The sequence below is a fragment of the Streptomyces sp. NPDC053541 genome (assembly GCF_044544705.1).
In the GTDB taxonomy this organism is placed as follows: domain Bacteria; phylum Actinomycetota; class Actinomycetes; order Streptomycetales; family Streptomycetaceae; genus Streptomyces.
In genome coordinates this window covers 491,063-504,753 of sequence record NZ_JBITXM010000005.1, presented here as the reverse complement: position 1 = coordinate 504,753, position 13,691 = coordinate 491,063, and the positions used below count along the sequence as shown (strand labels likewise).

Below are 13,691 nucleotides of genomic sequence, written 5' to 3'. Positions count from 1 at the left end.
GCACGCCCCTGCCCCGGAACACGGTCCGGATCACCGCTTTTCCCCGCACGCCGCGGGGACCTGCCCCGGATCCTCGGAGGCCAGTTCCTCCGCGACGGCCTTGACGTTCTCCTGCGCGAGGGTCGGGAGGTCCGCGACCGGTGGGTGACCGGGGTGGGAGCGGTCCATCGCCGCGGTGATCGTCGTCTGTTCGTCAGGGGTCACCGCCCGCCCGGCGGGCGAGTGCACGGCGACGGCCGGACGGACCAGACCGCGGAACCGCTGGAGGTATCCGCGCTGGTCCTCGATCAGCGTCCTGGCCGGGCCCGGCGCACCATGTCCCGGATAGGCCGTCCCGGCTTCGGGGAAGCGCCGGCCCAGCCGGTCGAGGGCCTGGAGCCAGCCGCAGCTGTGTCCCTCGATCAGGGCGGGCGTGACCTTGCTGGTGGCCAGGTCGCCGGCGAAGAGGTCCCCGGTTTCCGGACGGTAGTAGACGGTCGCGGTGTCGGACTCGCCCTCCGTGAACGTGGCGGTCTCGAAACGCAGTCCGCCGACCCGCACCGGAGCGCCGTCCTCGAAGGTCTTGTCGGCGTACGTGAGGGTGGCGGGAAAGGCGGCGTTGGCCGAACGGGCCAGCGGGTAGAAGCCCCGTCGGTCCTCCCGCATGGCCCGGTCCGTCGCCTTGGAGGCGAGGATCGGGGCCTGGGGAAAGGCCTCGTGGAAGGCGCCCGCGCCACCCACGTGATCGGGATGGGAGTGGGTCAGGAGAACGGCTGCGACGGGCTTGCCGGTCTTCCTGATCTCCGCGATCGCCTCGCGGGCGTCGCCCGGCGTGCGCAGGGTGTCGATGACGACCAGGCCCTGCGGCGCCTGGATCCAGTACGTGTTGACGGAGCCCGGATCGCGGGAGGCGAAGCGCCCCGGCGGCGGGACCGTCCGCGTCTGCGACGCGTCGGGCCCGGGGACGTCCGAGCAGCCCGTGGCCGCCGTGAGGGCGCACACGGCGGCGAAGCCGGTGGCCAGAACACGCCGTAATCCCTGGCGCGACTGGCGCACATGACGCGACTGACGCGCATGACTCGACTGATTCGACTGACTCATCTGGAGCTTTCGTGACGTCGGGTGCGTGGCTGATGCGGCGGAAGCCGTCCGCGTGACCGTTCCGACCGCCAGGACGACTCTGTACGGACAGCACCGCGAACGGAAACAACGATGCGCTGGGCCTGTCCCAGCGCATCGTTGTGGCCGTTAGGGTGATCGCCATGAACGACATCGAGCTCCGGCACCTGCGTTCATTCCTGGCGGTGGCCCGGGAGCGTTCCCTCACCGGCGCCGGAGCGGTGCTGCACCTGACGCAGCAGGCGGTGTCGGCTCATGTGCGGCATCTGGAACGCGCCCTGGGCGTGGCCCTGTTGGTGCGGACCTCCCGAGGTGTCCTGCTCACCGCCGCGGGGGAGGAACTCGCCGCCGGCGGCGCGGCCGTCGTCGACGACGTGGACCGGCTGGCCGAACGGGTGCGCGCCGTGGCCGATGCCCAGGCCGGCACGTTGCGGCTGGCCTGCTGCCCCGCCGCCACCTCGCTGTTCGCCTTCGACCTCGCCGACGCGCTCGAGGCGTCGGTCCCGGGCCTGCGCGTGACGCTGAAAGCCGCACGCCATCCCAGGGACGAACTCGAACTCCTCACCGGCGGACGAGCCGACGCGGCCTTCATGTGGCTGCCGGTCGGCGACGGCTCGTTGCACCACGCGGTGGTGCGCGGCGATCCCCGGGCCGTGGCGGTCTCGACCCGGCATCCCCTGGCCGACCGCGCGAGCGTGACCCTCGCCGAGCTCGCGACCGATCCCGTCGTGCGTCCCGACGTCCTCATCTCGCCGGACGTCGAGCGGTTCTGGATCGTGGACCCCCGCCCCGACGGCGCCCGCGCGCCGCTCGGACCGGTCGTCCCGCTGGTCGAGGACTGCCTGCTGGAGGTCGGCCGCGGCCGTGGCGTGTGGTTCGCGCCGCAGCCGCTGGAGATGCTGGCGCCCACCGGCGGCGTGCGCTGGATCCCGGTCAAGGACGCGGAGCGCTTCGAACTCGCCGTCGTATGGACCGATCGTGCGCCCCAGGCCCTGGTCACGCGCCTGATCGCCGAAGTCCGCGCCCTCACGGGCCACGTGCCGCGATAGCGCGCGACCCGTGTGACCCGGTTGCTCAGCCCGCCGACTCGCCCGCGTGCGGGCTGAGCACGCCCATGCCGACCAGCACGATCAGCAGGATGCCCAGCGCGATCCGGTAGATCACGAACGGCATGAAGCTCTTCGTGGTGATGAACTTCATGAACCAGGCGATCACCGCGTAGCCCACCACGAACGCCACGATCGTGGCGAAGACCGTCGGGCCCCAGGAGACGTGGCCGCCCTCGGCCGCGTCCTTGAGCTCCAGGCCGCCGGAGGCGAGCACCGCAGGAATGGCGAGGAGGAAGGAGTAGCGGGCGGCGGCCTCGCGGGTGTAGCCCATGAGCAGGCCGCCGGAGATGGTCGCGCCCGACCGGGAGACGCCCGGGATCAGGGCCATGGCCTGGCAGACGCCGTAGATCAGGCCGTCCCGGACGCCGAGCTCCGCCAGCGTCTTGCGCTCGCGCGCGGCCCGGTGCCGGCCGCCCATCTCGTCGCGGGCGGCGAGCCGGTCGGCGACGCCGAGGACGATGCCCATGACGATCAGCGAGGCGGCGGTGAGCCGCAGATCGCGGAAGGGGCCCTCGATCTGGTCCTTGAGCGTGACGCCGAGGACGCCGATCGGGATGGAGCCGACGATGACCAGCCAGCCCATCTGGGCGTCGTGGTCGGCGCGCATCGACCTGTCGAAGAGCGAGCGGAACCAGGACGAGACGATCCGCGCGATGTCCTTGCGGAAGTAGATGAGGACGGCGGTCTCGGTGCCGATCTGGGTGATCGCCGTGAACGCGGCACCCGGGTCCTCCCAGCCGGCGAAGGCCGCGGTGAGCCGCAGGTGCGCGCTGGAGGAGATGGGGAGGAACTCCGTGAGCCCCTGGACGAGTCCGAGGATGAACGATTCGAACCAACTCATGGAGCCAGGGCCGTCCCGAATGTACGTGTGCGGTCAGAAGGTCGGTGCGCAGCGTACCGTCCCAAGATGACGCGTCCGCCACGGGGCCGGGCCGGGCGGACGCCCCGCCGCGGCCGGGAAACGTCAGGGTCGTGCGGGGCCGTCGGGCCCCTCCCCGGGCGGGCGTTCAGTCCTCGACCGGGCCCGTCGTGGTCCAGCCCGGGGCCCGGGTGTGGTGCCGGAGGCGGTCCGGGTCCGTGGCTCCGCCGCAGTGCGCGCAGACCACCCGGGGGGTGAGGGCCGCGCCGCAGTCGTGCTCCAGGAGGACCGGCGGGGCGTCCGGGTTGAGGTGGCGGTCGCCCCAGGCCATCAGGGTCAGCAGCACCGGCGCCAGCTCCTCGCCGGCGGGCGTGGCCCGGTACTCGTAGCGCTTCGGGCGCTCGCTGTAGGCCACCTTCTCCAGGATCCCGGCGTCGACGAGCCGCTTGAGCCGGGCGGTGAGGACGTCGCGCGGGGCGCCCGTGTTGCGGGCGATGCGGTCGAAGCGGCGGACGCCGAGGGAGATCTCGCGCAGCACGAGCAGGGAGTACTTCTCGCCGACCAGGGCGAGCGTGTCGGCGATGGAGCAGGGGCGGGGCGCGGCCTTCATGGGGCCAGCGTAAGGCAGCCGGGAACGAGAGGGTTTGAAAGTCCAACTCACTGGGCTATGTTACCGACGAGTGTTCGTCCAGTTTTCCAACCCAGCACCTCAGGAGATGTGCCATGCGCGAGGCCGTCATCGTCGAAGCCGTCCGCACGCCCATCGGGAAGGGCAAGCCCGGCGGAGCGCTCGCCGACGTCCACCCGGTCGCCCTGCTCTCCCACACCCTGCGCGCCCTGATCGACCGGGCCGGGATCGACCCCGCCCGGGTCGACGACGTCATCGGCGGCACCGTCGACCAGGTCGGCGAGCAGGCCATGAACACCACCCGGTACGCCTGGCTGGGCGCCGGCCTGCCCGAGACCGTGCCCGCCACCACCGTCGACCGGCAGTGCGGCTCCTCCCAGCAGGCCGTGCACTTCGCCGCCCAGGGCGTCCTCTCCGGCGCCTACGACATCGTCGTGGCCTGCGGCGTCGAGTCCATGAGCCGCGTCCCGATGTGGTCCAACGTGCCGCCCGGCGCCGACCCCTTCGGCCCCGGCGTCGCCGCCCGCTACCCCGACGGCCTCGTCCCGCAGGGCATCAGCGCCGAACTCATCGCCGCCAAGTGGTCGCTGGGCCGGACCGCCATGGACGAGTTCGCCGCCGGCTCGCACGCCAGGGCCGCGCGCGCCTGGGCCGACGGCTTCTTCGACGCCCAGGTCGTGCCGTACGGGGACGTGCGCCGCGACGAGTCGGTGCGGCCGGCCACCACGCCCGAGATCCTCGCCGGGCTCCGGCCCTCCTTCGAGGACCCGGCCTTCGCCGAACGCTTCCCGCAGATCGACTGGTCCGTCACCGCCGGCAACAGCAGCCCCATCAACGACGGCGCCTCCGCCGTCCTCGTCATGGCCGCCGACACCGCCCGCGCCCTCGGCCTGCGCCCGCTCGCCCGGCTGCACTCCTTCGCCGTCACCGGCTCCGACCCGCTGCTCATGCTCACCGGGGTCATCCCCGCCACCGAGAAGGTGCTCCGGCGGGCCGGCCTCGACCTCGCGGACATCGACCTCTTCGAGATCAACGAGGCCTTCGCGAGCGTCGTCCTCGCCTGGCAGCAGGAGACCGGCGCCGACCCGGCCAAGGTCAACGTGCACGGCGGCGCCATCGCCCTCGGCCACCCCCTCGGCGCCAGCGGCACCCGCCTCACCACCACCCTGGTGCACGCCCTGCGCACCCGCGGCGGCCGCTACGGCCTCCAGGCCATGTGCGAGGCGGGCGGCCTCGCCAACGCGATGATCGTCGAGGCGCTGTAACACCGGGACGCCGGCCGCCCCGGGGCGCGCGGCTCAGGCCGAGACGCGCTCCGGCTCGCGCGGGGCCGGCGCCGTCCCGGCCGGGCCGGGACGGCGCAGATGGTGCCGCTTGCGCCAGCCCACCAGCGCGGCGACCACCGCCGACAGCACGATGAACCCCGTCGAGACCAGGAAGGCGGGGGAGGTCGGCGAGGTCGCCTCGCTGCCCGCGATCACGTACGCCAGGGTGTTCGGGATCGAACCCAGCGCCGTCGCGAGCAGGAACGGCAGACACCGCATCCGCGACACGGCCGCCGCGTAGTTCGCCACCACGAACGGCATCCCCGGGAAGAGACGGATCGCCAGCACCGACCGGAAGCCGTGCCGGCTCAGCTGGCCGTCCGCCGCCTTCAGCCACCGCCCCCGGACGTACGGGCGCAGCGCCTCCTGCCCCAGGACGCGGCCCAGCGCGAACGAGAGCCCCGCCCCGAGCACCGTGCCGCCGAGCGCCGCCGCGAAGCCCGCCTGGGTGCCGAACAGCGCCCCGGCCGCCAGGTTCAGGATCGGCCGCGGCACCAGGGCCGCCGTGCACACCCCGTACGCGAGCCCGAAGACCAGCACCGCGCCCGCCCCGCTCAGCTGCGGCGGCCACCCCGCCGACAGCAGCCGCTGGGGCTCGAAGAGCAGCACCGAGACGCCCGCGGAGAGCAGGATCACGGCGAGGTACGCCAGCCGGGCCTTCGGCGACAGGAGCATGGCCGGGAGCGTAACCGACACCGGCGGATGATCGCCGCAGGTGAGGTGCCGCCGGGGCTCCTAGAGTGGGCCCGTGACCACCACCGCCGTCCCCGAGAGCACCCTCGCCGACACGGTGCTCGCCCGCCTCACCGAGGTCTACCCGCGGGCCGGCGACCCCTTCCGGGCGCAGGAGATGATCGCGTACATGAAGGGCGTCGCGCCCTTCCTCGGCATCCGCACCCCCGAGCGGCGGGCGCTGTCCCGCACCGTCCTCGACGGCCTGCCCGCCCCTGCCGAGGGCGACTGCACCGCCCTCGCGCTGCGCTGCTTCGCGCTGCCCGAGCGCGAGTACCACTACTTCGCCGTCGACTACCTGCGCCGCCACGTCCGGCGCTGCTCCTCCGCCTTCCTGCCGGTGGCCCGCACGCTCGTCACCACCGTCTCCTGGTGGGACACCGTCGACCACCTCGCCGCGCACGTGGTCGGCGGCCTGGTCGCCGCCGACCCGGCGCTCGGCGACGTCATGGACGAGTGGATCGCCGACGACGACCTCTGGGTGGCCCGCACCGCCCTGCTCCACCAGCTCCGCTTCAAGACCGCCACCGACGCCGACCGCCTCTTCGCGCACTGCCTGCTGCGCTCCGGCCACCCCGACTTCTTCGTCCGCAAGGCGATCGGCTGGTCCCTGCGCGAGTACGCCAAGACCGCCCCGGACGAGGTCCGGGCCTTCGTCGCCCAGAACGGCTCGCGACTGTCCCCGCTCTCGGTGCGCGAGGCGCTGAAGAACCTCTGAGGCGCTGCCAACGGCCCGCCGCCGCGCCGAAATCCGTTCGACGGCGGCCGCCCGGCCGTCCATCATCGGAGCATGTCCCGGTACGCCTTCCCCGCAGCGCCGTACGCAGTCGCGGACGCGCCGAAGGCTGCCGTCCGCGCGCTGCCCGGCGGCGACCGAAGCTGACCCTCCCCGGACCGTCCGGCGGACCCCACAGGGGGAGGGTCGGTCCGGCCCCGGGGTCCCCACACACGCTTCGAGCAGGGAATCGAGCGCCTTCGTCATGTCCAAGCAGCTGTACGCGCGCACCAAGCCGCACCTCAACATCGGCACCATGGGCCACGTCGACCACGGCAAGACCACCCTCACCGCCGCCATCACCAAGGTCCTCAGCGCCCGCGGCACCACCCGCTACGTGGCCTTCGACCGCATCGACCGGGCCCCCGAGGAGGCACGGCGCGGCATCACCATCAACGCGGCGCACGTCGAGTACGAGACCGACACCCGGCACTACGCCCACGTCGACATGCCCGGCCACGCCGACTACGTCAAGAACATGATCACCGGAGCCGCGCAGCTCGACGGGGCGATTCTCGTCGTGTCCGCGCTCGACGGGATCATGCCGCAGACCGCCGAGCACGTGCTCCTCGCCCGCCAGGTCGGCGTCGACCACATCGTCGTCGCGCTCAACAAGGCGGACGGCGCCGACGACGAACTGGCCGACCTGGTCGAGCTGGAGGTGCGCGAGCTGCTCACCGCCCACGGCTACGGCGGCGACGCGGTGCCGGTCGTCCGGGTCTCCGGGCTGCGCGCCCTCGACGGCGACCCGCGCTGGACGGCCTCCGTGGAGGCGCTGCTCGACGCCGTCGACACCTATGTGCCGGTGCCGGAGCGCTATGTGGAGGCGCCGTTCCTGCTGCCGGTGGAGAGCGTGCTCACCATCACCGGGCGCGGCACCGTCGTCACCGGAGCCGTGGAGCGCGGCGCGGTCCGGGTCGGCGACCGCGTCACCGTCCTCGGCCCGGACCTGGACACCGTCGTGACCGGCGTGGAGACCTTCGGGCGCCCCATGGAGTCGGCCCAGGCCGGCGACAACGTCGCGCTGCTGCTGCGCGGGGTGCCGCGCGGCGCGGTCCGCCGCGGCCATGTCGTCGCCCAGCCCGGCACGGTGGAGCCACGCCGCCGCTTCACGGCCCGGGTGCACGTCCTCTCCGCCCGCGAGGGCGGCCGCTCGACCCCGATCGGCACCGGCTACCGGCCGCAGTTCCACCTGCGCACCGCCGACGTGGTCGGCGCCGTCGACCTCGGTCCGCTGCCCGCCGCCCGGCCCGGCGACATGGTCACCATGACCGTCGAACTGGGCCGCGAGCTCCCGCTGGAGCCCGGCCTCGGCTTCGCGATCCGCGAGGGCGGGCGCACGGTCGGCGCGGGCACGGTGACCGAGGTGCTCTGACCCGCCCCCAGCACCACGGGCGGGGGCCGGAACGATTCCTTCCGGCCCCCGCCCGACACCTGCCCCACCCTGTCGGCCACACTCGTCCCATGACCGAGACAGCGAGGCGAACGGCACTCGTCCTGGGCGCGGGCGGGCTGACCGGGGCGGCATGGGAGATCGGAATCCTGCGGGGGCTCGCCGAGGCAGGCGTCGACCCGGGCACCGCGGACCTGGTCGTCGGAAGCTCCGCCGGCGCCGTCGTCGGCGCCCAGCTGACCACCGGCGGACGCACCCTCGACGAGCTGTACGAGAGCCAGTTCGCCGACGCCGCCGACGAGCTGCCCGCCCGCCTGAGCCCCGGCCAGATCCTCCGCTACGCCCTCGCCGTCCTCGGCTCGCGCACCCCCGAGGCGTACGGGCGCAAGCTCGGCCGCCTCGCGACCGCCGCCCGCACCGTCACCCCCGAGGCACGCCGCAAGGTCGTCGCCGCCCGGCTCGGCGACCGGGCCGACTGGCCGGCGCGGCGGCTGCTCCTCACCGCCGTGGACGCCGACAGCGGCGCCCTCACCGCCTTCGACCGGGACGCCGGCGTCCCCCTCGTCGACGCCGTCACCGCCAGCTGCGCCATCCCCGGCGCCTGGCCGGTCGTCGAACTCGCCGGCCGCCGCTGGATCGACGGCGGTCTGCACTCCACCGCCAACGCCCAGCTCGCCGCCGGATACGAGCGGGTCCTCGTCGTCGCCCCGAGCGCCGCCGGCAACGGCGTGCTGCACTCCCCGGCCCGGCAGGGCGCCGCGCTCGCGGCCGCCGGCGCCCGGGTCGAGGTCATCACCCCGGACGCCGCCTCCCGGCAGGCCTTCGGCCGCGACCGCTTCGACCTCACGCGCCGCGGCCCGGCCGCACGGGCCGGCCGCGCCCAGGCGGCGGCCCACGCAGCCGCCGTCACCGCCCTCTGGGCACAATGAGCGGGTGAACGACCAGATTCCCGTCCTCCGCGAGGTCGACGGCGGCACCGCCCGCCTCATGCCCGACGTGGACACCGAGCACGGCTGGCTGCTGACCGTCGACGGCGCGCCCCAGTCGTACGTCGACCTCGACGACCCGGACCACCTGGAGTTCGAGTACGCCCGGCGGATCGCCCACGTCCTGGACCTGGCCGCCGAGGAGGGCGCCCCGCTCGACGTGGTGCACCTGGGCGGCGGGGCGCTGACCCTGCCGCGCTACGTGGCGGCCACCCGGCCCGGCTCCCGGCAGCGGGTCGCCGAGGCCGACCGGGGACTGCTCGACCTGGTCGCCGAACACCTGCCGCTGCCGCCGGACTCCGGCATCGCCGTGCACGGCGCGGACGCCCGGGCCTGGCTGGCCGAAGAGCCGGCGGACTCCGCGGACGTGCTGATCGCCGACGTCTTCGGCGGCTCCCGGGTGCCCGCGCACCTCACCTCCGTCGAGTACGCCCGGGAGGCGCGCCGGGTCCTGCGCCCCGGCGGGATCTACGCGGCGAACCTGGCCGACGGCGCGCCCTTCGGCTTCCTGCGCGGCCAGCTCGCCACCTTCGCCGCCGTGTTCCCCGAGCTGGCCCTCGTCGCCGAACCGGCCGTGCTGCGCGGGCGGCGCTTCGGCAACGCCGTGCTGCTGGCCTCCGACCGCGAGCCGGACCTCGCGGGCCTGGCCCGCCGTACCGCCGCCGACCCGTTCCCGGCGCGGGTGGAGTCGGGGGCGGCCGTGGTGCGCTTCGTCAGCGGCGCGGCGCCGGTGCACGACGCGGACGCCGTGCCGTCACCCGTGCCCCCGGACGGGGCCTTCGGCATCGGCTGAGGCCGCGCCGGGGGCGGGGACGGCCGCGGGGCCGCCCGTCACCGGCTTCGTACGGCGGGTCAGGTTCCGCACCTCGGGCACGAGCAGCACCAGGCCCGTGACCAGCACGATCAGCGCCGCCGAGCCCCACAGCGCGGCGCTGCGGCCGACCAGGCTCTCGACCGGTCCGGCCAGGGCCGTGGAGAGCGGCAGCATCGCCGTGGAGCCGAACCAGTCGTAGGCCGAGACCCGCGACAGCTTCTCCTCCGGGATCTCCTGGTGCAGCGCCGTCATCCAGGACACGCCGAACACCTCGATCGCGACCCCGCTGACGAACATCGCCGCGGCGAGACCGAAGAAGTCCAGCGGCACCGCGAGCGCCGCCGAGGGCAGCGCGATGGGGAAGACGCACAGGGTGCCGACGAGCAGCATCCGGCGCGGCTTCCAGCGGGCCATCAGCAGCGCCCCGGCCAGCGTGCCGAGGCCGAACGCGGCCAGCGCCAGGCCCCAGGGCCGGGCGCCGCCCAGCGAGTCCCGGGCGACCAGCGGCCCGTACACCGACTCGGCCGCGCCGACCAGGGCCACCACGATGGAGAACTGGGCCACGATCGACCACAGCCAGGGCCGTCCGGCGAACTCCGTCCAGCCCTCCCGCAGATCGGCGAGCAGCCCGCCGCCCGGCGTCCGCTCGGGGATGTGCCGCACGTCGAGGAAGGCGCGCAGCGCGCCCGCGAGGGCGAAGGCGGCCGCGTCGACGGCCAGCACCCACCCCGGCCCGAGGGCGGCGATCATCGCGCCGCCGAGCGCGGCGCCGCCGATGCCCGCGCCGTTCATCGCCATCCGGAAGAGGGCGAACGCGCGCCCGGCCTGCTCGCCGTCCACGCTGGACATCAGCATGGCCTCGGCGGCCGGGTTGAAGAAGGCCTGCCCGGTGCCGCACAGCGCGGTCAGCAGCATCATGTGCCACAGCCGGGCCTCGCCGGTGAGCACGAGGACCGCGAAGACGGCCTGCGAGGCGCAGTTGAGGGCGTTCGCGGCCACCATCACCCGGTGCCGGGGCACCCGGTCGGCGACCGCGCCGCCGACGAGCAGGAACAGCACCAGCGGGAGGGTGCGGGCCATCGCGACCAGGCCCACGTCGCCGCCGTCGCCGCCGGACTGGATGACGGCGAACGCCGCCGCGATCAGGGCACCGTGGGTGCCCAGGTTGGTGACGATCGCGGCGGCGGTCAGCAGCAGGTAGTTCCGGCCCGCCCACTCGGGTCTGCGAGCCCGGTTCACGACTGCGGGGACTCGGGGGCCAGCCGGACGGTGGAGACGATCTTCTTGATGGTGTCGTCCGACAGCTCCTCCTTGACGCCCTTGGCGGCGTAGAGCACGAAGGAGGAGAAGTCGCCCTTCGCGTTCTTGAAGGAGAAGGCGACGGACTTGCCGTCCGACTCGCACTTGTTGCGCTTCTTGATGTTGGGCGCCACGGCGGTCGCCATGCTGCCCTGGAGGCCGGACGCGGTGGTGAACGGCACCGCCTTGGTGATCTTGATGGTGCCCTTGGGCATGTGCTGCGCGTAGCCCGCCCACACCCAGTTGCCGGCCTCGTTGTAGGCCGCCTCGGCGGTGTCCTTGGCGCCCTGGCCGCCCTTGGTGCCGGCGGTGCTCAGGCCCCAGGTCTCCTCGGTGCCGTTCTTGTCGGTGTCGTACGCGCACCAGTTGCTCTTCAGGTGCGCGGGCGCCGACATGGTGACGACGGGGGAGCCGTCGCCCTTCTTCTCGTCCTCGAAGTAGGTGACCATGCCCGGCTTGGACAGCTCCCACTCCGGCGGGACGTCGAAGAGCGTGCCGTACTTCGGGTTGTAGACGACCTTCCAGCCGGGGATCGTCGGCTGGTGGTCGGCGCCGTTGCGCGGGTTCTCCAGCGGCGGCGCCGAGGCGGAGCCGCTCGGCGTGCCCGTCGCCGACTGCGTGGGCTTCGGGTCCTGCGCCTGGTCGTTCTTGTCCTCGTCCTTGCCGAGGACCAGGAAGGCGGTCACGCCGGCGGCCGCGAGGACCGCGAGGGCGGCGACGATCGCCACGACCGTCGTCTTCTTCTTGTCGTCACCCCCGCCGGGCTGCGCCGGGCCGGGCATCGCGTACTGCGCCACGGTCGGCTGCTGGTACGGGTTCGGCTGCGCGTAGCCGGGCTGCTGCCCGGGCTGGGCGTACGGGTTGGGCTGCTGTCCGTAGGCCGGCTGCGGCACGGTCGGCTGCTGGTACGGATTGGGCTGCCCGTAGCCGGGCTGCTGCCCGGGCTGCGCGCCCGGCTGCTGTCCCGGCTGCGCGTACGGGTTCTGACTCTGGTCCTGCGGGTTCTGCTCGCCCCCGGGCGGCTGCTGTCCTGGCCACATGGGCCGTAACGATAGAGGGGTCGGGGGAGCGGGGCTACGGCCGCCCCCGTGCGGGGATGGCGAAGACTGCTACTGGTGGGTAACATCACGGCCCATGAGCGCAGACCAGATGACCGTCGGCGAGATGCTCGCCGCCACCGTGCCCATGGCCCGGACCCTCAACCTGGAGTTCCTGGAGACCACCGCCGAGCGTGCCGTCGTGCGCCTGCCGGACCAGCCCGCCTACCACAACCACGTCGGCGGCCCGCACGCCGGCGCCATGTTCACCCTCGCCGAGTCCGCCAGCGGCGCCATCGTGCTCGCCGCCTTCGGCGACCAGCTGGGCCGCGCCGTCCCGCTCGCCGTGAACGCCGACATCGCCTACAAGAAGCTCGCCATGGGCGTCGTCACCGCCACCGCGACCCTGGGCCGCCCGGCCGCCGAGGTCGTCGCCGACCTCGACGCGGGCACCCGCCCCGAGTTCCCGGTGCACATCGCGATCACCCGCGAGGACGGCGCCGTCACGGGCGAGATGACCGTGACCTGGACGCTGCGCCCCAACGGCCAGGGCAAGTGACCCCACGGCGTCCCCCGCCCGCGTCGGGGGACGTCACCCCGCGGACCCGGCCGACCGCTCCTGCTTCGCCCACGGCCTGACCCCGAGCCGGGCCGTCGTGCCCAGGTCGAGCCCCGGGGTCACGATCACCGGATCGGCGCCCGCCTTCGCGCGGACCCGTACGTACGGCACCGTCAACGGCGTGCCGCCTTCCGTCGTGTTGCGCCACACCAGGCTCGCGATCGCCGCCTCGGCGGGCCGCAGCACGACCCGCCGCGGCGGCGCGTCGGCCCCCGCGCCGGTGCTGATCGCCCCGCTGCCCCGCAGCACCGTGACGCCCGTGACCCGCTTGCGGTCCGCGTCCAGCAGCTCCAGGAGCGGATAGCCCTCCACCACGTACTCCCGCGTGCCGCAGTTCTCCAGGTGCAGCCCCACCACGCGCAGCCCCATGGCCGCGTCCCCCCGGTCCGCGTGGATCCGCACCCCGGACGCGGGACAGGCGCCGTCCTCCGAAGGCGCCTCGGCCGCCGGCACCTTGGTCACCCCGAAGACCTTCGCCCCCGTCACCCGCGGCGTGCCCGGCGGGAGTTCCCCGGGCCCCACCGTGCCCCGCACCGTCCGGCCCGGGCCCACGTCCCGGACGGTCACCGTCCGGTTCGACATCGCCCCGCCCGCCGCGTCCGTGAAGGTGACGACCAGCGTGTAGGTCAGGGTCTCGGTGCCCGCGTTGGTGACCTCGTACGCGGCGGAGATCTCCGAGGCCGAAGCACCGGCGAGGGTCACCGAGGTGATCCGCGCCCCGTCCTTGCCGGGGTCGGCCACGGGTCGCGCCGACGGCGCCCCCGGCGCCCGCCCGCCGGTCTCGACCTCCCCGAGGGAGGCGGGCCGGGTCCCGCAGGCGGTGAGCAGGAGGGCGGCCGCGGCGAGGACCGGCAGGACAGTGGTGCGCTTCGTCATCCGGCCATCCCAGCAGGGGGGAGGCGGGGGGCCCGTGAGGGAAGCCACAGTTCCGGTCACAGGGGTGTCACAAGGGACCACGGGGGAGGACCGGGGCGGCCCCGATGGGTCGGTCCGTGCGTGGATGCGTGGGCGGGCGAT

General features: G+C 74.2%; 14 protein-coding genes. 7 read left to right on the top strand and 7 right to left on the bottom strand.

Annotated elements, in window-relative coordinates:
- Window positions 1–30: 30 nt before the first annotated feature.
- Complete coding sequence (locus ACIGW2_RS16020; protein ID WP_399844042.1) at window positions 31–981, bottom strand: MBL fold metallo-hydrolase; 951 nt, start codon at window positions 979–981, stop codon at window positions 31–33.
- A 260-nt stretch (window positions 982–1,241) separates the two neighbouring features.
- On the opposite strand from ACIGW2_RS16020, the gene ACIGW2_RS16015 reads away from it, so the two are divergent.
- A complete protein-coding gene (locus tag ACIGW2_RS16015) occupies window positions 1,242–2,147 on the top strand; it encodes a LysR family transcriptional regulator (RefSeq protein ID WP_391656378.1) in 906 nt (301 codons plus the stop codon).
- A gap of 25 nt (window positions 2,148–2,172) precedes the next feature.
- Here the strand turns inward: ACIGW2_RS16015 and ACIGW2_RS16010 are convergent, their stop codons facing one another.
- The gene (locus tag ACIGW2_RS16010; protein ID WP_391656377.1) at window positions 2,173–3,048 is read right to left on the bottom strand and encodes an undecaprenyl-diphosphate phosphatase; all 876 of its coding nucleotides are present in this window, start codon (window positions 3,046–3,048) and stop codon (window positions 2,173–2,175) included.
- 166 nt (window positions 3,049–3,214) lie between these two features.
- Window positions 3,215–3,676, bottom strand: coding sequence for a winged helix-turn-helix transcriptional regulator (locus tag ACIGW2_RS16005; RefSeq protein WP_391656376.1), 462 nt, complete (start codon window positions 3,674–3,676; stop codon window positions 3,215–3,217).
- 113 nt (window positions 3,677–3,789) lie between these two features.
- Between ACIGW2_RS16005 and ACIGW2_RS16000 the strand changes: the two genes are divergently transcribed.
- The gene (locus ACIGW2_RS16000) at window positions 3,790–4,959 is read left to right on the top strand and encodes a thiolase family protein (RefSeq protein ID WP_399844039.1); all 1,170 of its coding nucleotides are present in this window, start codon (window positions 3,790–3,792) and stop codon (window positions 4,957–4,959) included.
- 33 nt (window positions 4,960–4,992) lie between these two features.
- On the opposite strand, the gene ACIGW2_RS15995 is transcribed toward ACIGW2_RS16000, so the two are convergent.
- Window positions 4,993–5,694, bottom strand: a complete 702-nt coding sequence (locus tag ACIGW2_RS15995; protein WP_391656374.1) for a TVP38/TMEM64 family protein — start codon at window positions 5,692–5,694, stop codon at window positions 4,993–4,995.
- Between the two features lie 73 nt (window positions 5,695–5,767).
- On the opposite strand from ACIGW2_RS15995, the gene ACIGW2_RS15990 reads away from it, so the two are divergent.
- The 4 genes from ACIGW2_RS15990 to ACIGW2_RS15975 all read left to right on the top strand — a co-directional run bounded on the left by ACIGW2_RS15990 (window position 5,768) and on the right by ACIGW2_RS15975 (window position 9,698).
- Window positions 5,768–6,469: a DNA alkylation repair protein gene (locus tag ACIGW2_RS15990; protein WP_391656373.1), complete on the top strand. Its 702-nt coding sequence runs from the start codon at window positions 5,768–5,770 to the stop codon at window positions 6,467–6,469.
- Window positions 6,470–6,731: 262 nt separating this feature from the next.
- Window positions 6,732–7,901 carry an elongation factor Tu gene (gene tuf / locus ACIGW2_RS15985; RefSeq protein WP_399844037.1) on the top strand — a complete coding sequence of 390 codons (1,170 nt, stop codon included), beginning with the start codon at window positions 6,732–6,734 and terminating at the stop codon, window positions 7,899–7,901.
- 89 nt (window positions 7,902–7,990) lie between these two features.
- Window positions 7,991–8,848 (top strand): patatin-like phospholipase family protein, encoded by an 858-nt coding sequence (locus ACIGW2_RS15980; protein ID WP_399844035.1) that lies wholly within the window; start codon window positions 7,991–7,993, stop codon window positions 8,846–8,848.
- A 4-nt stretch (window positions 8,849–8,852) separates the two neighbouring features.
- Entirely contained in the window at window positions 8,853–9,698 is an 846-nt protein-coding gene (locus tag ACIGW2_RS15975) for a spermidine synthase (RefSeq protein ID WP_391656370.1), read from the top strand.
- On the opposite strand, the gene ACIGW2_RS15970 is transcribed toward ACIGW2_RS15975, so the two are convergent.
- Both ACIGW2_RS15970 and ACIGW2_RS15965 read right to left on the bottom strand, forming a co-directional pair.
- Window positions 9,660–10,958, bottom strand: coding sequence for an MFS transporter (locus tag ACIGW2_RS15970; RefSeq protein WP_399844032.1), 1,299 nt, complete (start codon window positions 10,956–10,958; stop codon window positions 9,660–9,662). The two genes, ACIGW2_RS15975 and ACIGW2_RS15970, sit on opposite strands and share 39 nt — an antisense overlap.
- Window positions 10,955–12,058 (bottom strand): hypothetical protein, encoded by a 1,104-nt coding sequence (locus ACIGW2_RS15965; protein ID WP_361587999.1) that lies wholly within the window; start codon window positions 12,056–12,058, stop codon window positions 10,955–10,957. The genes ACIGW2_RS15970 and ACIGW2_RS15965 overlap by 4 nt, the downstream gene beginning before the upstream one ends.
- A gap of 94 nt (window positions 12,059–12,152) precedes the next feature.
- Between ACIGW2_RS15965 and ACIGW2_RS15960 the strand changes: the two genes are divergently transcribed.
- Entirely contained in the window at window positions 12,153–12,614 is a 462-nt protein-coding gene (locus ACIGW2_RS15960) for a DUF4442 domain-containing protein (protein ID WP_399844030.1), read from the top strand.
- A gap of 33 nt (window positions 12,615–12,647) precedes the next feature.
- On the opposite strand, the gene ACIGW2_RS15955 is transcribed toward ACIGW2_RS15960, so the two are convergent.
- Window positions 12,648–13,550 (bottom strand): DUF4232 domain-containing protein, encoded by a 903-nt coding sequence (locus ACIGW2_RS15955; protein WP_391656367.1) that lies wholly within the window; start codon window positions 13,548–13,550, stop codon window positions 12,648–12,650.
- Window positions 13,551–13,691: the final 141 nt, after the last annotated feature.